16 protein-coding genes are annotated in these 21865 nt (G+C 48.8%); 3 read left to right on the top strand and 13 right to left on the bottom strand.

Going from position 1 to position 21865, the window contains the following annotated elements:
* Positions 1–137: 137 nt before the first annotated feature.
* The gene (locus tag ABXR35_RS03655; RefSeq protein WP_367055578.1) at positions 138–1187 is read right to left on the bottom strand and encodes a hypothetical protein; all 1050 of its coding nucleotides are present in this window, start codon (positions 1185–1187) and stop codon (positions 138–140) included.
* A gap of 244 nt (positions 1188–1431) precedes the next feature.
* On the opposite strand from ABXR35_RS03655, the gene ytvI reads away from it, so the two are divergent.
* Complete coding sequence (gene ytvI, locus ABXR35_RS03650) at positions 1432–2547, top strand: sporulation integral membrane protein YtvI (protein WP_367055575.1); 1116 nt, start codon at positions 1432–1434, stop codon at positions 2545–2547.
* A 196-nt stretch (positions 2548–2743) separates the two neighbouring features.
* Here the strand turns inward: ytvI and ABXR35_RS03645 are convergent, their stop codons facing one another.
* The 6 genes from ABXR35_RS03645 to ABXR35_RS03620 all read right to left on the bottom strand — a co-directional run bounded on the left by ABXR35_RS03645 (position 2744) and on the right by ABXR35_RS03620 (position 11397).
* On the bottom strand, positions 2744–3136 hold the full coding sequence (locus tag ABXR35_RS03645; RefSeq protein ID WP_367055572.1) for an FxsA family protein: 393 nt from the start codon (positions 3134–3136) through the stop codon (positions 2744–2746).
* Between the two features lie 16 nt (positions 3137–3152).
* Positions 3153–3674 carry an acyl-CoA thioesterase gene (locus ABXR35_RS03640; protein ID WP_367055569.1) on the bottom strand — a complete coding sequence of 174 codons (522 nt, stop codon included), beginning with the start codon at positions 3672–3674 and terminating at the stop codon, positions 3153–3155.
* A gap of 101 nt (positions 3675–3775) precedes the next feature.
* On the bottom strand, positions 3776–5197 hold the full coding sequence (pyk, locus tag ABXR35_RS03635; protein ID WP_367055566.1) for a pyruvate kinase: 1422 nt from the start codon (positions 5195–5197) through the stop codon (positions 3776–3778).
* A gap of 262 nt (positions 5198–5459) precedes the next feature.
* Positions 5460–6569 (bottom strand): acetyl-CoA carboxylase carboxyltransferase subunit alpha, encoded by a 1110-nt coding sequence (locus ABXR35_RS03630; RefSeq protein ID WP_367055563.1) that lies wholly within the window; start codon positions 6567–6569, stop codon positions 5460–5462.
* Positions 6570–7469: an acetyl-CoA carboxylase, carboxyltransferase subunit beta gene (gene accD, locus ABXR35_RS03625; protein ID WP_367055560.1), complete on the bottom strand. Its 900-nt coding sequence runs from the start codon at positions 7467–7469 to the stop codon at positions 6570–6572.
* Positions 7470–7743: 274 nt separating this feature from the next.
* The gene (locus tag ABXR35_RS03620) at positions 7744–11397 is read right to left on the bottom strand and encodes a DNA polymerase III subunit alpha (RefSeq protein WP_367055557.1); all 3654 of its coding nucleotides are present in this window, start codon (positions 11395–11397) and stop codon (positions 7744–7746) included.
* 243 nt (positions 11398–11640) lie between these two features.
* Between ABXR35_RS03620 and ABXR35_RS03615 the strand changes: the two genes are divergently transcribed.
* Positions 11641–13593, top strand: a complete 1953-nt coding sequence (locus ABXR35_RS03615; RefSeq protein WP_367055555.1) for a methyl-accepting chemotaxis protein — start codon at positions 11641–11643, stop codon at positions 13591–13593.
* Positions 13594–13879: 286 nt separating this feature from the next.
* Here the strand turns inward: ABXR35_RS03615 and ABXR35_RS03610 are convergent, their stop codons facing one another.
* The 6 genes from ABXR35_RS03610 to ABXR35_RS03585 form a co-directional block, all read right to left on the bottom strand.
* Complete coding sequence (locus ABXR35_RS03610; protein WP_367055553.1) at positions 13880–15220, bottom strand: DRTGG domain-containing protein; 1341 nt, start codon at positions 15218–15220, stop codon at positions 13880–13882.
* Between the two features lie 236 nt (positions 15221–15456).
* Complete coding sequence (locus ABXR35_RS03605; RefSeq protein WP_367055550.1) at positions 15457–15807, bottom strand: YlbF/YmcA family competence regulator; 351 nt, start codon at positions 15805–15807, stop codon at positions 15457–15459.
* 137 nt (positions 15808–15944) lie between these two features.
* Entirely contained in the window at positions 15945–16631 is a 687-nt protein-coding gene (locus ABXR35_RS03600) for an HAD family hydrolase (RefSeq protein ID WP_367055547.1), read from the bottom strand.
* A 131-nt stretch (positions 16632–16762) separates the two neighbouring features.
* On the bottom strand, positions 16763–18130 hold the full coding sequence (locus tag ABXR35_RS03595; protein WP_367055544.1) for a hemolysin family protein: 1368 nt from the start codon (positions 18128–18130) through the stop codon (positions 16763–16765).
* A 94-nt stretch (positions 18131–18224) separates the two neighbouring features.
* Positions 18225–19358 (bottom strand): radical SAM/CxCxxxxC motif protein YfkAB, encoded by a 1134-nt coding sequence (gene yfkAB / locus ABXR35_RS03590; protein ID WP_367055540.1) that lies wholly within the window; start codon positions 19356–19358, stop codon positions 18225–18227.
* A gap of 100 nt (positions 19359–19458) precedes the next feature.
* Positions 19459–20907 carry a bifunctional metallophosphatase/5'-nucleotidase gene (locus ABXR35_RS03585; RefSeq protein WP_367055537.1) on the bottom strand — a complete coding sequence of 483 codons (1449 nt, stop codon included), beginning with the start codon at positions 20905–20907 and terminating at the stop codon, positions 19459–19461.
* A 193-nt stretch (positions 20908–21100) separates the two neighbouring features.
* On the opposite strand from ABXR35_RS03585, the gene ABXR35_RS03580 reads away from it, so the two are divergent.
* Positions 21101–21847 carry a molybdenum cofactor biosynthesis protein gene (locus ABXR35_RS03580; protein WP_367055534.1) on the top strand — a complete coding sequence of 249 codons (747 nt, stop codon included), beginning with the start codon at positions 21101–21103 and terminating at the stop codon, positions 21845–21847.
* The last annotated feature ends 18 nt before the right edge of the window (positions 21848–21865 follow it).

Genomic DNA, 21865 nt, shown 5'->3' with positions numbered 1-21865 from the left:
TCGGTCTTTCCCAAACAAAATATTACATGTTGCTCCAAAGAGCGATAATACGGCTATTTTTCCATATATAACTTACTTTTACTACATCTGTAGAAAAATAATATAATTCATAAAAATACATAAAATTGAATTTTATTTCAATAACCCATCATGCCTAGTTCACTGATGCAAACCAGATTGCCACCATTATTTTCTAAAAAGCGAATGCGATATTGCTTGTAGGAAACGGTATTCGAAATGTTATATACATTTGCTTTATCAATTGTCCAGCTTTTGATTCCCGTCTGGCTGTCTAGCGTCACCCATGCTTTACCGTCATATGCTTCAAATATCCAAGAGTTTGGCGATTGAGCAAATCCATATTGACTATCGTTTTGTTTCATTTGCATAGAATACGATGTTACCGTTTTGGCATCGTTAAATTCATAACTTAACCAGCCCTTCACTTCGCCATTTTTGGTTGAGAATGGTGAACAACTGTTATCAAATGCGCGATAAGCTTGTGTATCCCAAAATGTGTCATAGCTGCTAGAGCTGGCTTTTCCATATACATCTTGATTCGTAGTCATCGCATGGATGAGCGAGTTGACAGGCTTGATGCTGCACTGATCAATCGGTTGATTGATTGGAGTGGGTGTAGGCGTTGGTGTAGTAGGTTCTGTAGTGGAACTCTGTGGAGCAGACAACCATTCCATTCCACCATTCACAATGATCGGTACACTGTACAACGAGCTGTTTACGAACCCAGAGGCGATTAGCTCTGCATTGCTTGAACCACTGGTCGTGAATATACCAGTAAATGGACGATCCCCACAATTATTCGTTTGACCTCCAAATGTAAAATGATATGTCGAAGCATGCCCTGCTGCTACAGCTACACTGGAGCCCGGAACCAGTTCAGATGTCATTCCATTATATGTAGTTCCTGCTGTTTGAAAAGCTGTGCCATCTGCCTTTAGAAAATCCAATTTCACTTTTTGCTCATTCATTCCGAGGTTGGTGACATTGAGCGATAACTCTACCAGATGCGATTGATCACAAAATGTATTGGCAGGTATAGAAAACACCATTCGCTTCACCGCTGTAGTAGTATCTGCCGCGTGTACCGAAGACGGCATTATCCAGCTAAACAGAAGTACCAATACCATTGCAAAACCTGTCATCATTTTCAAACGTTGTGTACTCATTAACATTCATTTCCTTTCCGTATTTGGAATGTAGGAGCTATAGCTAGCAAGCTACCACTTTCTTATATCGGAAAATAATCCATAAAATGAATATTATTTCTTTTTTATGAAATAACGACATAAAATAAGGAAAAGATTTCATGCCTAAATCTCCTCTTCGTTTCAAATCTCTATGGTATCGTTTAACTCATAATATGAACCCGGTTACATAACGGTGATATGAACAGTAAGGAGAGCGAGCCATTTGAATACAATCATCCGCAACCGGATTTTACGGGGGCTGTGGGTGCTGGTAGCGATCGTGTTGACGTGTATTGCGGTGCGCTATCTGTTTCCACTGCTATATCCGCTGTTGCTTGCCTGGCTGTTTGCTTACGCGATGAATCCGCTCGTGCGGCTGTTCCAAAAGCGGCTACGGTTCCCTCGCTGGCTAGCGGTTTCCATTTCGCTGCTTATTTATGTAGGCGGTCTGCTTGCTCTGCTATCACTGCTCGTCACACGCTTGGTGCAGGAAACGATTACCTTAATGGAAACGTTCAATGAGCATATCGACAATTGGCGTGAGCTATTCGTCGGTTGGACGCAAAATGACCGCATTCAGTCCATCATTGACCAAATTAGCGGCTTCTTGAAGCAAACACCAGCGCAGGGTGCGATTAATGACAATCTGCACCAGACGACGCAAAGCTTGACCAGTATGGTCAGTGGCATCGTCACCAGCATTTTGAATTACCTACTATCCTTCCTCACGGCACTACCGAATTTTGCATGGATTATCGTAGTCGTGGTGCTATCGGCATTCTTTATCAGTAATAGCTGGGAGCGTCATACCCGCATCGTGTCTGGCTGGTTCCCGGCTGCGATTCGTCAGCCATCCATCGCTATCTGGAACGATCTGCAAAAAGCACTATTCGGTTATGTCAAAGCCCAGTTTATTCTGATCTCCATCACTGGCATAATCGTGATTATCGGTCTGTTTATCCTCAATGTACAATCCGCGCTGTTGATCGGTCTACTCATTGGACTGGTCGATCTGCTACCGTATCTTGGTGTCGGTATTGTGATGGTGCCTTGGGCGATCTACAGCTTGATGAGTGATGATGTGGGACTGGGGATCGGGTTGAGCATACTTTATATTGTGGTGCTGATTGTACGCCAGATTATGGAGCCGAAGATTCTCGCGAGCAATGTTGGTCTTGATCCATTAGCAACGCTAATCAGTATGTTTGTCGGGCTCAAATTATTCGGTGCGCTTGGCTTGATCATCGGTCCGGTTACCCTCGTATTCGTTGCAGCGCTCAACCGCGCCAATGTCTTCCGCGATCTACGCAATTATATTGTAAATGGTCGAGTGAGCTGATTGGCTGTAGCTACCGTTTAGCGAGGCATGATTAGACGTATGACTGGACTATTTTAGTCTATGAATGGACTATATTCATATTCCCAAGTTCATTCTCTCTAACGATTTCTATGTAAAAGAAAAGCCTATCCTGATGCTCAGCGGATTCTACTCCGCGTATCAGGATAGGCTTATTGTATTGCAATTCTTCGCCGTGTTACGGACGGTAAATGGTGATGGAACCGTTCTTCATTCGCTTCTCAATCCATTTCATCAGCAGATTGCGGTACAGCGGACGGGTTAGTGGAAATACAATCGTAAAGCCGATCACATCAAGTACAAAGCCCGGCAGTACAAGCATGATCCCACCAATGAATACACATAATCCATCCAGCATTTTACGACCCGGTGGCTGATGGGCATTGATCAATGCCTTTGTATCCTCTAGCACTTTGCGACCTTCAAACCGCATCATGACGACACCAATCAGCGATGTCAGTATAAGGAGAATCAGCGTATTCCAGCCGCCGATCCATTGAATCATTTGCAGAAAAACGTACCATTCTAGGAGTGGCACAATGATGATTAGTGCAGCAATCCATTTCTTCAAGTGGTACCTCTCCTCTCTACACTTGCAAAGACCTTACAAGTGCATCATACAGCTCTGGCAATACTTTATCAAGCCGCACAGGTACAAATTCGCGGCTAACCCACACATGCCGGGTACTTCCGCTGGTCAGATGCTTGCCGGGCAGCTTAGCATCGTCTGCAAAGACAGGACGCTGACGTGAGGACGACGCATCACCTACCGACTGCTCGTCCTGCTCATCTAGCAAATGAATGCGATATTCGTAATCAATGCGCAGCCGCGAAAAGTTCACGATACGTGTGTACACCGCTACCCGATCGTCATACCGCGCCGGATGTCCATACGATAAGGACGCATCCACCAGCGGCAGCAGTACGCCCGCCTGCTCCATATCGCGGTAGCGAAAGCCAAGATCACGGATCATCTCCGTACGTCCCAGCTCAAACCAATTCAAATAATTCGTATGGTATACAACGCCCATCGGATCGTTCTCCTGATAGCGTACACGGAAGGCGATGCCATGCCATGCACTGGGCAGATTCAATTGTAATTTCGCCATGATTCTTCCTCCTTGCCTGACGATGGTACGGACAATCAGCAAAAAAAGCAATGGATAAGCTCCACTGCTTTTTTGCTTATGCTATATGCACAATGAAGATGTTACGCTTCGATTTGTGCGACTTTGATCAGGTTCGTAGAACCGGATTTACCCAGTGGAATACCTGCTGTGATCACGACCAGGTCGCCTTCTTTGAGGAAACCGGAATCTTTACCACCTTGCAGTGCTACTTGGAACAGTTCATCTGTAGAATGAGCCTGTGTACCTTTAACCGGGTGTACGCCCCATGCCAGAGACAGACGACGCATCGTTTGGTCGTTTGTTGTTACAGCGATGATTGGGGATTGTGGACGGTATTTCGCAACAACGCGAGCGGTATGACCGGACTCTGTAGAAGAGATGATCGCAGTTGCATTCAGATCCATTGCGCAGCTAGCTACGGATTGGCTGATTGCTTCTGTTACTGTTGTTTGTTGTGCATGGCTTTGTTTCAGGAAAATCTCGCGATAGTTCAGCGCGGATTCTGCTTTTTCAGCGATGCGAGCCATTGTCAGTACGGATTCTACTGGGTATTTACCAGCAGCCGTTTCGCCGGACAGCATGATTGCATCGGTACCGTCGAAGATTGCGTTCGCCACGTCACTTGCTTCTGCACGCGTTGGGCGCGGGTTGCGTTGCATGGAATCCAGCATTTGTGTAGCCGTGATAACCGGTTTACCAGCACGGTTACATTTTTCGATCATTTGTTTTTGTACCAAAGGTACTTGCTCAGCTGGGATTTCTACGCCGAGGTCACCACGAGCAACCATCAGGCCGTCAGACACTTCCAGAATTTCGTCCAGGTTGTCGACACCTTGTTGGTTTTCGATTTTGGAGATGATTTGTACATGTTTTGCGCCTTTTTGTTCCAGCAGTTCACGGATTTCCAGTACATCGCTTGCTTTACGAACGAAGGAAGCAGCGATAAAGTCTACACCTTGCTCAATACCGAAAATAATGTCGTTTGCATCTTTTTCCGTGATGCCCGGCAGGGAAATGTTCACGCCTGGTACGTTCACGCCTTTACGGCCTTTGATTTGTCCACCGTTGACGATACGGCATTTGATCTCAGTGCCTTGTACCTGTACAACGTTCAGACCGATCAGACCGTCGTCGATCAGGATCGTAGAGCCGACTTCAACGTCGCCCGGCAGGTCTTTGTACGATACAGTCAGACGATGCTGGTCACCCAGAATCTCTTCGGTAGTCAGCGTGATGTATTCATCCTGAACCAGGTCAATCGGTTCTTCCTTCAGTTTGCCGATGCGGATTTCCGGACCTTTGGTATCCAGCAGGACAGCTACGGTTTTACCCAGTTCCTGGCTGGCTTGTTTGATGTTTTTGATACGGTTGCCGTGCTCTTCAAAGTCACCGTGGGAGAAGTTCAGACGGGCAACGTTCATGCCTGCCATGATCAGCTTTTTCGTGTTCTCTAGGGACTCACTTGCCGGTCCAATCGTACATACAATCTTAGTTTTGCGCATAATGTGTTTCCTCCGTTTTCAAGGTCTCTCTATTGTTTGTTTTCCAACATAACCTGTTATCGGACAGACAACAGGCCCCAACAACTAAATGTACTACAAATTCTCCGTTTTGTATACAGGGGATGGACATTATTTATCCCGCCGTGCCCTGAATCTGCCTTTGGAGCGGAGCGTGTGCAGCTGCACAACAGAAAACCGCCCATCACCTTCCCTGCCGGGAGGCATGGACGGCATGCTTGATTACGTGGCGATGAACCGATGCTTAGTGAGGCAGTGCATCGGTCGAATCGTCGTTATGAAAGGCAGTGGTCACTGGGGACAGCTTCTGATCGTCTTCCCCCGCCGCCGATACGGAATCGGTGGCTTGTTCCTTTTGCTGCTCTTGTTGATTGGTCGTACCAAAGCTAGTCATTACCTGGTTCTCGACAAATTCGCCGATCTTGCGGAATTTCTGGTAACGGTCTTCGACAAGGCATTCAGCATCCATGCCGGATAGCTGATGCAGCTGGTTCAGCAGCTCACTACGAATCGCTGTACCAGTTGCTTCATAGTCCTTGTGTGCTCCGCCCTGTGGTTCCGGTATAATCGCTTCGATGATCTCCATCTCCAGCAGATCGTTTGCCGTAATCTTCATCGCTTCTGCTGCCTGATCGGCTTTGGAAGCGTCTTTCCACAGAATCGAAGCAGCGCCGTTTGGCGAGATTGCCGAGTAAATAGCGTGCTCCAGCATCAGGACGCGGTTACCCACGCCGATTGCCAGTGCGCCGCCGCTGCCGCCTTCGCCGATAACGACGCAGATGACAGGCACACGCAGTTTCGCCATCTCCCACAAACTGCGGGCGATTGCTTCCGACTGGCCGCGCTCCTCTGCTGTATTACCCGGATACGCACCTTTGGTATCAATAAATGTAATAATTGGACGTCCAAATTTCTCCGCTTGCTTCATCAGACGGGTCGATTTACGGAACCCTTCTGGATGCGGGCTGCCGAAGAAACGGGCAATATTGTCCTTGGTGTCCTTACCGCGCTGCTGACCGATAATGGTCACAGGTTTGCCGTCCAGACGCGCCAGTCCGCCGACAATCGCTAGATCATCGCCAAACATACGGTCACCATGCAATTCGATAAAATCAGTAAAGATCAGCGGGATCAGATCCAGCGTCGTTGGACGCTGCTGATTGCGCGCTAGATGCATTTTCTGAGCGGGACTAATATTTGTATAGATTTCACCCTCCATCTGGCGATAGCGCTCTTCCAGACGGTTGATTTCATCGGTAAAATCGATTTCTTTTTCCTGACCAAATTGTTTCAGCTCGTCGATCTTTTTGCGCAATTCAACGAGAGGCATTTCAAAAGGCATCTCTCCTGCCACTCAAAATCCCCCTTTCCATGTATGATAGTCCAGCAAATCGCCCAGCATGGACTTCATATCTTTACGGTTGATGACCATATCGAGTTGTCCGTGCTCCAGATTGAACTCGGCTGTCTGGAAATTGTCAGGCAGCTTCTGGCGGATCGTCTGCTCGATAACGATACGACCGGCAAAACCGAACAATGCACCTGGCTCAGCAATAATCACATCGCCAAGCATCGCAAAGCTGGCGGACACACCGCCCATAGTTGGATCGGTGATGACGGATATGTACAGTCCACCGTTTTCCTGAAAACGCGCCAATGCCGCGCTCGTCTTCGCCATCTGCATGAGACTGATAATGCTCTCCTGCATACGCGCTCCACCGGAGGTCGAGAACATGATCAATGGCAAATTGCGCTCATCCGCCGCCTCAATGGCACGGGTGATCTTCTCGCCGACAACCGAACCCATACTGCCACTGAAAAAGTCAAAACTCATCACAGCCAAAATGACCGGATGACCATCAATCTCACCTTGACCTGTAATCACTGCATCGCGCAGACCGGAATTCATCTTCTGCTGCTCTAGCTTTTTTGCATAGCCGGGAAAGTTCAGCGGATCGACAGATTCCATACCCGCGTCGAACTCGGTAAACTTACCTTCGTCTACGGTCATAACGATACGCTCAATCGCGTTCAGACGCATATGATAACCGCAGTTGCTGCATACCTTCAGGTTCTTTTCCAGTTCCTTGCTGTAATGAATGGTGCCGCATTTGCTGCACTTGTTCATTAGGCCTTCGGGAATTTCACGTTTCGGGCGTTCCTGTGGCTGCTCATCTGATGCGGGCTCATTACTCCAGCGTTGTGAAGGAATGGTCGCATATTTTTTTTTCTTCTGGAATAAATCTCTAAACACAACTACACCTCTTCAGACGTATACTTATTCCCCAGTTTATGAATGTGCTTTGTTTTTAGTAAATGACATGAACCATAGTCAAACGGACGGGCCGAAGCCCACATAATGGGATAATGATACCATACCACACTTTTTTGCCGCAACAAAGAGACATGATGAGAAATCGATCCACCGTTCATAGGAGAGCGGTGGATCGATTGGGAGTGTTGCCGACACAGCAGGGATTCTACTGGTGTTTTTATACTCAAACGGGATTGCGAAAGAACTTACTTTTTTATTTTACACGCACTGTGCCGTCGCCTAACATCTGCTCCATTTTCTTAAACAGATCGGGAGATGGCTTGATGCGGTAGCTGCCGCTCAGATCAAACAGCTTTTGCGATTCTTCATAAAAGAGGATCGTACCGAGCTGACCCGGATGATCGGCGAACAATTGCTTGAGCTGCTCTAGCTTGCCAGCACGCTGCGCTTCGCTCGTAATTTTGATATATACATGCTGCTTCGACGCGTCCACTACTGCGGCTGCACTACGCTCAGCGGTAGACGATGCCGTATTGCGTGAGGATGCAGTTCCGCCGTCCGCTGTAGAGGTGCGGGCGATGGAACGTGCCGCAGCCGTAGACGAGCGATTGCCGGTTGTACTGCTGGATGACGCTGTCTTTTTACTGCGAGCGGATTGGATACGTTGTTTGACCTTTTCCGCCATTTCCACTGTATTATCTGGGGTTAGTGGCATGACTTCCTCTGCCAGCAGCTTGAAGCCTTCGTCTTCCTGTTGCAGACGACCGCGTACAATTAGCAGCACGCCTTTATCGACGAGATCGCGGCATTTGCGCCACGTTTCGGGAAACATGACGACCTCGCATTTTTCGATCTGGTCTTCCATTTCCATAAATGCCATCGCTTTGCCCTGCTTGGTTGTAATCGCCTTGAGCGAAACGACCATGCCCGCAACCGCGACTAGACTTTCGTCCTCGGCTTCATGCAGATTCATCAAGCGGGACAGACCAGATTGTTCAATCGGCTGTTCATAATCGTCGAGCGGATGACCTGACAGATACAATCCGAGCAGCTCGCGCTCAAACTCTAGCTGTTCCGCTGCGCTAAATGGCGGCACATCCGGGTACGATACTTCCCAGTTTGGCTTCTCACCCAGATCGAAATCGAACATCTCGATCTGTAGCTCCTCGCGCTCCTTGCGCCATTTGGCTGCTTCCTTGATCACTTCATCTAGCATTTGCAGCAGCTGAGCGCGGTGTCCCGGCAGATTGTCAAAGGCTCCTGCCTGAATGAGCGACTCGATGACGCGCTTGTTGCACGCCTTCGGATCGACCCGTCGGCAAAAGTCGACCAGACTGTCAAACGGACGTTCTTCGCGTTCCTTGATCATGCTGCTAATCGCCTGTGTACCGACATTCTTCACTGCACCGAGACCGAAACGGATATGCCCACCGCTCGACTTGGACTCATCTGGCACCGGAGTGAAGGTTACACCGCTCTGATTGATGTCAGGTGGCAGCACCTCGACTCCCATACGCTGACATTCCAGTACAAATTCCGCGACTCTACGATGCACGCCCATCACGGCGGTCAGCATGGAGGCGATAAATTGTACCGGATAATGAGCCTTGAGATAGGCAGTTTGGAACGCCAGTACGCCATAAGCGGTCGCATGGGCACGCGGGAAACCGTAATCGGCAAAGCGAACGATCATATCGTACACTACATTGGCATCCTGCTCGCTGTAATTTTGCTTGAGACTGCCTTCCACGAAGTGAGCACGCTCCTGATCCAGCACCTCGCGTTTCTTTTTGGAAACGGCACGGCGCAGCAGATCGGCTTCCCCTAACGAGAATCCTGCCATCAAGGAAGCAATCTGCATAATCTGCTCCTGATACACGATAATTCCATACGTATCTTCCAAAATCGGCTGTAAATCAGGATGCGGATACTCTACTGTGATATTGCCATGCTTGCCCTCGATATAGCGCGGAATAAAGTCCATAGGACCCGGACGATACAGTGCATTGACCGAGACAATATCTTCAAACTCACTCGGCTTCATATCGCGCAGCACCCGGCGAATGCCCGGCGACTCTAGCTGGAAGACGCCCATCGTGTCGCCCTGACTGAGCATTTTGTAAGTAAGGGGATCATCCATCGGAATCTGATCAAAGTCGATCACTTCCCCTGTCTGTTCCTTGATCCAATCCAGACAGCGCTCGATGATGGACAAGGTGCGTAGTCCGAGAAAGTCCATTTTCAGCATACCAATGGCTTCCAAATTCTCCATCGCATACTGAGTCAGCACCGCATGCTCGCTTCCTTCCTGCAATGGCACCACATCGGTCAGTGGACCGCTGGAAATGACGACGCCTGCGGCATGGGTGGAGGCGTGACGCGGCATGCCCTCCACCTTGAGCGCGGTCTCTATCAATTCCTTCACTGCTGGCGATTTATCAGCACGTTCGCGCAGCTCAGATACCTGATCCAGCGCACGCTGAATCGTTACACCAATCTGTGCGGGAATTAGCTTGGCAGCACGGTCTGTATCGGAGTATGGCACATTGAGCGCACGTCCAACATCGCGTACGGCGGCGCGCGCAGCCAATGTTCCGAAGGTGATGATCTGAGCGACTCGGTCACGTCCATATTTGCCTACCACATAATCGATCATCTCATCCCGTCGTAGATCGCTAAAGTCGATATCAATATCCGGCATAGAAACGCGATCTGGATTAAGGAAGCGCTCAAACAACAGTTTGTAGCGAATCGGATCAACATTGGTGATCCGCAATACATACGCGACAAGGCTGCCTGCGGACGATCCCCTGCCCGGTCCAGTCACAATCCCTGTTTCATGGGCAAACTTCATAAAGTCCCATACAATCAGAAAATAATCAGCAAAGCCCATATTCCAGATGACGGACAGCTCATATTGTAGGCGTTGCTCCAGCTCGGCACGTTGTTCCGGTGCATTCCACAGCTCGCTATCACGATAACGCTGTTCCAATCCTTCGCGGCATAGCTGCTCCAAATAACGAGCAGCATCCATCCCTTCTGGCAATGGGTGATACGACGGCAACAGCGATTGACCGAGCGGAATGGTCAGCTGACATTTGTCGGCAATGACGACGGTGTTAGCTGTCGCTTCCGGTACATGTGGGAACAGCGTGCTCATCTGCTCACCCGTTTTCAGATACAACTGGTTGGTCGGAATGCGCAAACGGCTTTCGTCGTCCACTGTTTTGCCTGTACCGATACAAATTAGTACATCCTGCGTTTTGGCATCATCTTCGGTCAAATAATGCACATCGTTCGTTGCAACAAGCGGAATGTTCAATTCTCGTGCTAGTTGGATTAAATGTGGATTGACCTTCTTTTGCTCCGCCAAACCGTGATCCTGCAATTCGATATAGAAATCCTCACCGAAAATATCCAGATACCGCTGGGCAGCTTGTTTTGCCTTTTCCGGTTCATTGTTCAGCAGATGCTGTGGAATCTCGCCGCCCAGACAGGCGCTTAGGCAAATAATACCTTCGTGATATTCACGCAGCACTTCCCCGTCAATGCGGGGCTTATAGTGAAAGCCTTCGAGGTGCCCAATGGAGCACAGCTTCATTAGATTCCGATAGCCAATTTCATTCTTTGCCAGCAGCAGCAGATGATGAATCGGCTGATCCTTACGCGCTGCCTTTTCACGGCGCGAACCGGCGGTATAGTAAACTTCACAGCCAATAATCGGCTTAATGCCGTGCTGTAAACAAGCTTTGTAAAACGGGATGGCTCCATACATCACGCCATGATCGGTCAGCGCCAGCGATGTCATGCCATTCTCCGCTGCACGGCTCACCAGATCCTGGATACGCGCAGCCCCGTCGAGCAGACTGTATTCACTATGCACGTGCAAATGTACGAATGGGGTCATACGCTTCCCTGCTTTCTTGTGGTATTCCTGAGATTCTATACAGCCATTACCCGCCATGTTGCGGGCATACTCAGCTTTATTATTTTACCATACATGACCCAATGAACTGTATGTCTCACAAAAACTTTATCCTTCCCAACGACAAATAATGACATTACCTTCTAATGTTTTACTATATCCCACCGATAAAAAGAATATTGTATGCAAGTTTACACTTCATAAGGCAGAGAGCGGGGACGGTTCATGAAAAGACAACTAATACTTGTTGTGTCAATTATCACAATTTTACCTTTATTGGTGTTCGGGGCATTCAGTCTGATCAGCACCACACAGAAAATTCAGAAAGACGCGTATGCTATGAATGAGCAGAATGTCGATCTGGTGCTGCAAAAATCACAAACACTCGTAAATAGCGAGCTGTCCATGCTACAGCAGCTGGCAGCGAACCCGGAATTCAAGCAGTACACGCCTGATCAACTGGCAGAAACGAAAAATCTGCTCGTTCAAGTAGCTGGTCTGCATCCCGAATTGCAAACGCTTGTATTCAGCGATCAAGATGGGCAGCAAATTGCCAAAAATACCGATGCTGATCTGGATAATGTGAGTGACCGCGATTATTATAAACAGCTGATTGCTACACAAAAGCCAGTCATCTCCGATGTTTTGGTCAGTAAATCCTCTGGCAAAAAAATCATCAATATCGTTTATCCCGTGTTCGGCGACAACAATACATTGACTGGCTTTGTGCAGTGTTCACTACCGCTGGATGCAATGAGTACCTATGCGAAGGAATTTTCTACAAATGGGCAGACTGCTTATATTGCTGACCGCGCTGGCGTAATCCTTGCTCACCCCGATGCCACACAGCTGGATATGGATATTCATACTACAGCTGCATTTCAACAAGGCTCGACAGGCACGAACGGCACGCTCATCTATGGAAACGGAGACGCCAAAAAGGTCGTTTCCTATATGAAGGATTCGATTACAGGCTGGACGGTATTTAGCGAAAAATCGTACAGCCTGATTATGCAGGAGTATTTCACTTTGCTATACAGCAGTATTATTATTCTCGTCGTCTCACTGATTGCCGCTATTGTCGCTGGTTATATTTTCGCTGGACGATTGACACGACCGATCATGCAGCTTGTTCAAGCGACCGATTCGGTTGCCAAGGGCGATCTGACAACAACATGGAATATTCGTGCCAAGCATGAAGTGGCGGCACTCTCGCAATCGCTTGCCGAGATGACATCTAGCCTACGTGAGATCGTTGCCCATGTGAAAGACACGTCGCTGCATCTGGCATCTTCTTCCGAGCAATTAAATGCCAGTTCTACTGAAACAACCCATGCGTCCCAGCATATCGCCGAATCGATCCAGCATATGGCTTCCGGCTCAGAACGACAAGCAGAACAAGTAAACCACACGTCCGGCACAGTCTATCAAATGGCTGACGGTATCCAGCATATTGCTGGTAGCGCCCAGCAGGTTGCTGCCACTGCTGCTCTAACCGCTAACAAGGTAACCGAAGGCGATGATGCGCTGCGCTCCGCCAATGATGAGATTGGCAAGCTGCAATCCATTTTCAATGAATTGTCCGGCTCTGTCGGCAATCTTAGCCAGCATTCTCAAACGATCGGCGAGATTGTAACCGCCATTGCCCAAATTGCCAAGCAAACCAATCTGTTGTCGCTCAATGCAGGCATCGAAGCCGCGCGTGCGGGTGAGCATGGCAAAGGCTTCAGCGTCGTTGCCAAAGAAATCCGCAATCTGGCAGATGAAGCGTCCTCCTCTGCCAATCAAATCGGCGGCTTAATCCAAAGCATTCAGACCGAAATCCAGTCCGTTGTCGGTAAAACGAATGCTGGCGCTAATGAAGTGAAACAGAGCATCAGCGCTGTGCAGACCGCAGGCGACTCGTTCGGTCAGATTCGCAGTTATGTGAATCAAGTGGTCGACAGTATTCAAAGTGTATCCGATGCTTCCTCCACCCTGTCTCATGGCACAAGTCGAGTGATTGAATCGGTCAATGAAATGTCTGGTATTAGCAGTCAGGCAGTGGGCGAGATCGAATCCGTGTCCGCTGCGACAGAAGAACAACTGGCGACAATGGAAGAGATTTCTTCGTCCGCAGCCGTTCTGTCCAGTGTAGCGCAGGAATTGAAAGGCATGGTCGACCGATTTAAAGTGTAATCTGTACTCGCACATCCGTTTTTATTGCGTATTCGTGTAGGGTCATATATAACAAAGAGGCTGCCCGCTTGATAGGGACAGCCTCTTTGGGTTGGATGGGATGCGTGTTGGAGCATTTGACATCATACATAGGAGAGCGTTTGTCATTGAACGTCTGGTTGTCTGGTTACCATAGATATGTCCGTCAGACGGTCTCCATTTCATGTTGCGATCCAGCTTCGACGTTTCTCCATCGCTCCAAATCTGTGTTTACTTTATTTTATCGCTTCCACCTTACAATATGGCGTTAGCCATGATCAATGGATTGTAGGGTGAGCATTGATTTGGATACCGGTGCATTTTCGTAGAGAATTTCGATCTCCACTTTATACGTACGGCGGCTTGCTTCCAGCACAGTGGGACGAATCATAATGGCGTCCTCGATCTGAACGGGGCGCAGGAAGTACGTCGACATATTATCTAATACATAATCATGCCCTGTAAACAATCGTGCAGTGCGGATCGCTGCCTGAATCATAACTGAGATTAGGATGCCTTCCGAAATATTACCTAGCTCAGTCGCCATCTGCGGCGTGATGAAACCGTGGAACATCACACCGCCCTCTTCATCTCGCTCCTCAGCGAATCCGTTCCAGATCAGGTAATCGAATGTTTCCATATTGCCCGCATTCGGTTCATGCTGGGCATCACGCATTGCTTGCAGCACCTCGCGCCGCGTTACTGTTCCGATCAGCTTACGGTTGCGATCCACAATCGGCAGAAAATCGATGCTTTCCCACATCATCGTCTGCGCAGCAGAAGCGAGTGAGGTTTGCAAAGTAGCCGTAATCGGGCGACGCACTAGCACCTTTTCAATCGGTTGATCCGGTGGTAGCTGCTGAATTTCCTTGCGTCCGACGATGCCGATAATCCGATTCCATTCGTCAACGACAGCAAGACGCTGATACCCGGTCTTTTCCGCGGTTTCATGAAAATCATCCGCTGTGCTGGATGCCTTCAACACGCCCGGCTTCGGTCGACCAGCGATAATATCCTCAACGAGCATAATTTTCTTTTTGATCATCCGGTCGAACAAGGCACGGTTGATCATCGAAGCAACGGTAAAGGTATCATGGCGTGACAAAATAATCGGTAGCCCGCGCGTATCGGCAAGCGATTTAACTTCTGGGCTAGTACTGAAACCACCGGTAATCAATACAGCAGCGCCATGCTCCAATGCCAGATGGTGGGCGTCCTCACGGTTACCGACAATTAGCAGGCTGCCAGCTTCCACATAACGCATCATCGCATCCAGTTTCATCGCACCAATCGCGTATTTGACAAGCGTCTTATCCAGACCGCTACTGCCCCCTAGCACCTTACCCTCTACAATGTCCGCTACGTCGGCAAATGTCAGTTGATCCGATACACCGCGCGGACGCTTCTCAATTCGTACCGTTCCGATCCGCTCGCGTGTCACAACGATACCCATATTCTCCGCTTCCTTAACCGCGCGATAAGCAGTTCCTTCACTCACACCCATCTGCCGCGCCAACTTACGCACTGAGATTTTGGAGCCGACCTTGAGCTTTTCAATATGCTGCAAAAGCTGCTCATGCTTTGTAATCGAATCATCATGTTCCTGCAACTGTAGCACCACCTTCCCGTATCTGTATCACTATGTTTGTATTATAGCACAAAAAAGAAGCGCGTCTCCTCCCAATTTGGGACAAGCCGCGCTCCTTCCTTGCTCCGAGCGAAAGGATCACTCGAAGACATCATCAATGATTAGCAACAACTGGAAGCGTTAACTGTTCCTGCCGTCATCACAATGGTATGAAATCGTACTGTTATACTTTTATTGCAATGTTGCATTGTGACAGATTATTGAGCGGAACCGCCATACAGGTGGCTCAGACTGTCTGTGATGATTTTGTTAATATCCTCGATGATGGTGCTCAGACGCTGCTCAGCATCGAACAGACGACGGATGTTGAGGTTCAAGTTCAGTACCTCGAACAGCTTTTCCATTTGTTCCATTTCTTCCGGGTTTGGCATATCGCCGGACATCATGCGCTGTTGTACTTCGATCTGACGTGCGCGGAAATCATCCAGCATGCGTTTGCTTTCTGGATCACTTTCGATCAGCTGCATCGCTGCGGTAATATCAGCCACTTCTTTGCTATCGCGAATCGATTGAGACAGTTCGTTGGCCTTGTCGTAAATGTTTGTCATAAAAAGCCCCACTTTCCGATGAATGGATCATCGTTGTTTTATACATGCTAACAGCCTGCCCACAGCTCCAGCCGCGGCAGGCCAAAACATATCCTTTACAGGGTAACTGATTTGCAAGTCAAAGTAAAACTGTACCTCTACTCCGCTTTATTAAACACATCCAGCAGTTGTTCAAACGACGTAATAATCACGTCCGAACCATCCAGCTCATGATGATCACCAAAATCCGCATAGCGGCATCCAATCACTGTCTGATGATTCTGAATTCCCGCCTCTACATCGGACGAGCGGTCTCCCACCATCCATGCACGGTCAATCTGATGCTGTTCCAGCAGCAGCTTCACCAGATCAACCTTGCTTGCCGTCTGATACTCGCCTGCACTATATACGCCATCCAGAATATCGCCTAAACCATGTACATCCACAATGCCTTTCACATAACCTTCCAGTCCATTACTAGCGATAAATAGCTTTACTCCACGACGATGCAGCTCCCGTAGCGTCTCTTCCACCTGTGGATATAAACGGGAATCGCCCGCCTTCATACGATCAATTTGCAACTGCTCCAGCAGCTCATTGGCACGCGCAATCGTACGCTCCCCTGCACCCGGCATCACACGCGCCCAAATATCCTCTAGCAGCATGCCTAGCGAGCTAAGAATAATCTCTTCCGGCGGTGTCCCACCTTCATACAGCCCTTCCTTGCGCAATTGTTCAAAAGTAGCATAATAGGCAGGAAGAAGTACCGTTTCCGTTTCAAATAACGTGCCATCCATATCAAACATCATCGCTTGCGGCTTGCGTAATACGGGGAAATCGCTCATACATGAAACTCCTTTTCGACAGTAAATTTGTAAGAATCAAGATGAATATGTAGACAAACAGGATACAGGCGGTATGGAGCATATCCATACCGCCTGTATATTACCCATTTGCGTCATGACCTACTACCATGTTAGTCGTCATTTGAACGCTCGTCACGTTTGTCATTCTCTTCTTCCTCATCCTCGGGTTCCGGTAATGGATGTACATGCACACGCATAATACGCAGACGCTCAGATTCGGCAACCTCGAATACAACACCATCCACCTCGACAGTTTTGCCATTTTCCGGTACGCCCTCTAGCTCCTTGAACATCCAACCGCCGATGGAATCAACTTCATCATCATCAATTTCCACACCAGCAAGTTCATTAACATCCTCGATCAGCATACGACCGTCTACCGAAATGACATCACCAATTCGTTCCACATCTGGTCGCTCATCCTCAAACTCATCGTACAGCTCGCCGACGATCTCCTCCAGAATCTCCTCAGCCGTCAACAAACCAGCAGTTCCGCCGTATTCATCGACAACCAGCGTCATCTGAGCATGATTTTTCTGCATCAATTGCAGCACATGACTGATCTCCATCGACTCCGGCACATTGAGAATAGGACGTGCCAGTGCAGCCAGATCGTACGGCTGATTCACCGGCGACAACAGTACATCGGTAATATGTACAAAGCCGATAATTCGATCCTTGTCCTCCACCGCTACTGGATAACGCGAATGCTTCGTCTCCTGAATAATCGCCAGATTCTCGTCTTTGGACAGATTCGTATACAGGCAATTCATATCGGTACGCGGCAGCATCACCTCACGGGCAAGCAGATCGGAAAATTCAAAAATATTGTTCACTAGCTCAATCTCGCCTTCGTCCATCACACCGCTCTTCGCACTTTGATTCATCAGAATGCGAATCTCTTCCTCTGAGTGCGCACCTTCTGCTTCACTAGCAGGCTCGATGCCTACCAGACGCAGCACTGCATTTGCCGCCGCATTCAGCAGCCAGATGAACGGAAAGAACACACGGTAAAAGAACAGCAGCGGTGCAGACAATGCCAGCGACACGCCATCTGTCCGCTGAATCGCGAGCGATTTGGGAGCCAATTCCCCCAGCACGATATGCAAAAATGTAATGACTGCAAACCCAATCACGACCGAAATGGTTGTAATCAACGTACCATCTGTAAAGCCTAGCTTGTACATCAAAGGCTCGACCAGCAGCTCAGATATCGCCGGTTCACCGACCCAACCAAGACCAAGCGAAGCGAGCGTAATCCCGAACTGGGTAGCTGACAAATACGCATCCAGCTTGCTGTTCACCTTGAGTGCATAACCAGCTAGACGATTCCCTTCACTTTTTAATTCTGTCAGCCGCGAATGCCTCACTTTAACCAGAGAAAATTCCGCAGCCACAAAAAATCCGTTTAAAAATACAAGTACAAATACAAGAGCCAAATTGAGTATTAAATTGCCGATCTCAAACTCATGCTCCAACCGGAACGCCCCTTTTCTCGGATATATGGTATATCAGCCGCACACTGCCGCCAGAACCCATACACGGCGTACCTGCGCACAATGAAGGCGACTTTTACAGTATCGCTTTGCGTGATTTGAAATCTATGTCTTTATAGTACATGTCTGCAACCAGCAGATTCGGGCCACAGCACGCAGCTAGATCACAATGGCAGTTCACCTGCTGATTGAGCGGATGATTGTTGCTCCATTCGCCAAAAATATCGTCCAGTTTGCGGTTGGCAATATTGCCGAATGCCGGAATCGCTGCAAAATCGGTCACAAACACATCTCCGGTAAACATGTTTACGTTTACTCGATTACGTCCATCTGGATCGTTACGTACCGTTACATTTCGTTCACTGCGAAGTCGGCTCACAATATCGCGATCTTCCTTGTTCGGATTGCAGCTGAAAAACGGCAGCGTACCGAACAGCATCCACATATCCTGATCCCGATGATCCAGCAGATCGTGAATCGCAGCACGGAAATCGTCCAGCGACAGCACCGGCAGCTTAGCGGCAAAGTCAGCCGCATACATCGGATGCACTTCATGGCGTTTGCAGCCCATTTCACGGATCAGATTATGAATTTCTGGCAGCTTGCGATGGGTACGGTAATTGATCATCGATTCAGCAGAAATAAACATGCCTGCATCGCTCAAACGACGCGTATTGTCGATCATCTTGTCATACATGCGGACAGCAGCTTCACGCGGAACGGGATGACCGCTATTCGCAAAGCCCACCTCATGGAAATCATCGGGCGATGTATAGTTAAACGAAATATGCATAACGTCCAGATACGGAAGCAGTTGCTCGTATCGGCCAATGTCCAGCGTCAGGTTGGAGTTGATCTGGGAGCGGATTCCGCGCTCACGCGCATAACGCAGTAGCGGAACGATCACCTCATCCACTGTTTTTTTACGAAACGACGGCTCACCGCCGGTAATGCTGATTGTCTGCAAATGCTCGACCTCGTCTAGACGTTTGAGCATCAGCGGCAGCGGGATCATGTCCGGTTCGCGCAATACGAGCGAATCACCAACTGCACAATGCTCACAGCGCATATTGCACAGATTGGTCACTGTCATCTCCACGCTTGTCAGCGTATGTTTGCCGTACTGGCGAAGTGATTGCAGCGGGTCCCACGGATCGTAACTCGGGGATAATTCCTTCAGCGGCCACTCACTTCTGTGTATAACTGTCATTTATTTTTCACCTTATTTCATGTATTAACCCTGAATGCCACTCTGCATAACGGTTGTTCTGCACATCCACTATGCAATTGTTGGTACAAGGTCCTATTTATCATAACATAAACCAGCGTGATCCGGCACAGCTAGACACAGCGCCCGGCGTTTGCAATTCACTGCGCAGAAGATCGCGAATAAATTCGGACAACATATAGGTGACACCCGCACTCTCACTAAGCGATTCATACCCAATGCGGAATGTAAACATATCGAGCGAGCCTACGCTGTATTCGCGCTCGTTATCCAGCACGTCCTCGCCTACCTTAATATCCGTTATACGCTCATATGGTGGACGCGACAGATCACATGTAATCGTCATGCCATCTACACACAGATTGCCTAGCACTTTGCCACGGAAGCCAAAGCCCATAATCGGCTTATGTGTAAACTCACCCAGCAATGATTGTTCCAGCGCCTGCCGAATACTACTGCCCTTGATCAGCGTTAGACACGGATTGATCGGAGACGGACAAAGACGATGCAGTAGCGCTTCACTAATCTCGCCAGCAGGCAATGGACCGAGCAATTGTCCACTGTTCACAATGGATAGCTCAGCTCCGGTATATCGCCGTACCGCCTGTGCCAGCAGATTCCCTAGCGGAGATTCCTGTTCGTAGTCAATCTCTAGCGGCTCTTCCAGCATGGCAATGGCATGACCCATACGTTCTTCCGCTCGCTCCCGATGCAGGACAATCGCTGCTTCAATCTCGGCATTACGCTTCATTTCTGGCGAAGTCGGTACCAATCCGCTATGCAGCAGACGCGGACGACCACCGCCAGTATCCTTTTGCCAGCTCATATACCCCATATAATGTCCAAACTTGCCAGCAGCGCCAACAACCGTTGTACCGATCTGCAAGGGACGTTCCAGTACATGATGACTATGCCCTCCCAGAATAACATCCAGCTCCGGCAATTGCTCTGCCAATTTCTGATCCGTCGACAATCCGAGATGCGACATCAAGACGAGCAGATCAACCTGTCCACGCAGCTGCTGAACGAGTGGTTGCAGGCTTGCCAGCGGCTCGCCTACATCCCAGCCGAGAATGTCGTAAAAGTCGCCATATGGTGCAGTGGCTCCAATCAGTCCAATCGTCCAGCCACCCTTTTCCATAATCCGGTACGGCTCCATCCATACAGGCGGAATACCCGTTTCATGCTCTTGCACATTACTGCATATAACTGGGCTGACTATACCGGCATACGTTTGATTCAGAATCTCCGGCGTATATGTCAATCCTTCATTATTGCCGATTGTAATCGCATCGTAACCGGTCATATTGAGAATATCGACATTGGCACCACCGCTGGAACCTTCCGTTTCGATAGCCATCCGATCCATATGATCGCCAATATCAAGCAGCAGCACATGCTCATTGCCGTAGCGTTGTCGGTAATCATCTGCAATCGCAGCTAGGATACCCATATTTTCAAAATGACTGTGCAGATCATTCGTGTGCAAAATGGTAATGATATCGTTATCTCGTTGTTGTGATGTGTTCATACAGGAACCCCTTTCGCTCCAATGGCTTATATGTGATGTATCATCATGCGCAAATTCGGGTATTATCGCAAATATAAACCTTAATTATATCATCCTCGCCGATGTCCGTATGTGTTTTTCTTGTCCCACCAATATGACATCAGAATATGGTACTATCAAAAGTGATAAATACATGTTGGAGGTCGTTACTTTTATGCAGTATACCATTAAATTATTCGCCGGGCTTGCCGAACGAATCGGGCAGTCCGAGGTACAAATAAATATAGAGCCGCCTACCGTGCCAGATGGCACGGCACTACCTGTTACGGTTGCTCTTCTAAAGGAAACACTCTCTTCCTTATACCCCGATGCGGAAAATTCCATTCGCCATGCCTTTGCAGCTGTTAATCAGGAGTATGCTTCGGTCGATAATACTATTAAGGAAAATGACGAACTGGCACTCATCCCACCGGTATCCGGTGGATCAGGCTCTGATAACGATGCGCACACTCCAGATGGCCTGTATGTCATTACCGGAAACAAGCTGTCTGCGGAGGACGTCATCGCCAAAGTCGGCGATAACAATCATGGTGCAACGATCGCTTTTATCGGCACCACACGTGAGATGACTGGCGAGATGCAGACGATTCATTTGGAATATGAAGCTTATGTACCGATGGCATTAACCCAACTACAAAAGATTGGTAGCGAAATCGCCAGTCGCTGGCCCGGCACCCGCTGCGCGATCAGTCATCGCACCGGCACAGTCGGCATCGCTGAAACAAGCGTTATTATTGCAGTTTCTTCTTCTCACCGTAATGATGCGTACGAGGCGAGTCGCTTTGCTATTGAACGTCTGAAAGAAACCGTACCTATCTGGAAAAAGGAAATCTGGGCGGATGGCTCGGAATGGAAAGGTGCACAAACGGGGCCTTGGAATCCGGTAGAGCCAAAGTCCTGAGCCGTTCTGTCTATTTTT

The organism is Paenibacillus sp. JQZ6Y-1, from assembly GCF_040719145.1.
Taxonomy (GTDB): Bacteria; Bacillota; Bacilli; order Paenibacillales; family Paenibacillaceae; genus Saccharibacillus; species Saccharibacillus kandeliae.
The sequence above is the reverse complement of the archived record's forward strand: the minus strand, read 5'-3'. Positions and strand labels throughout refer to the sequence as shown.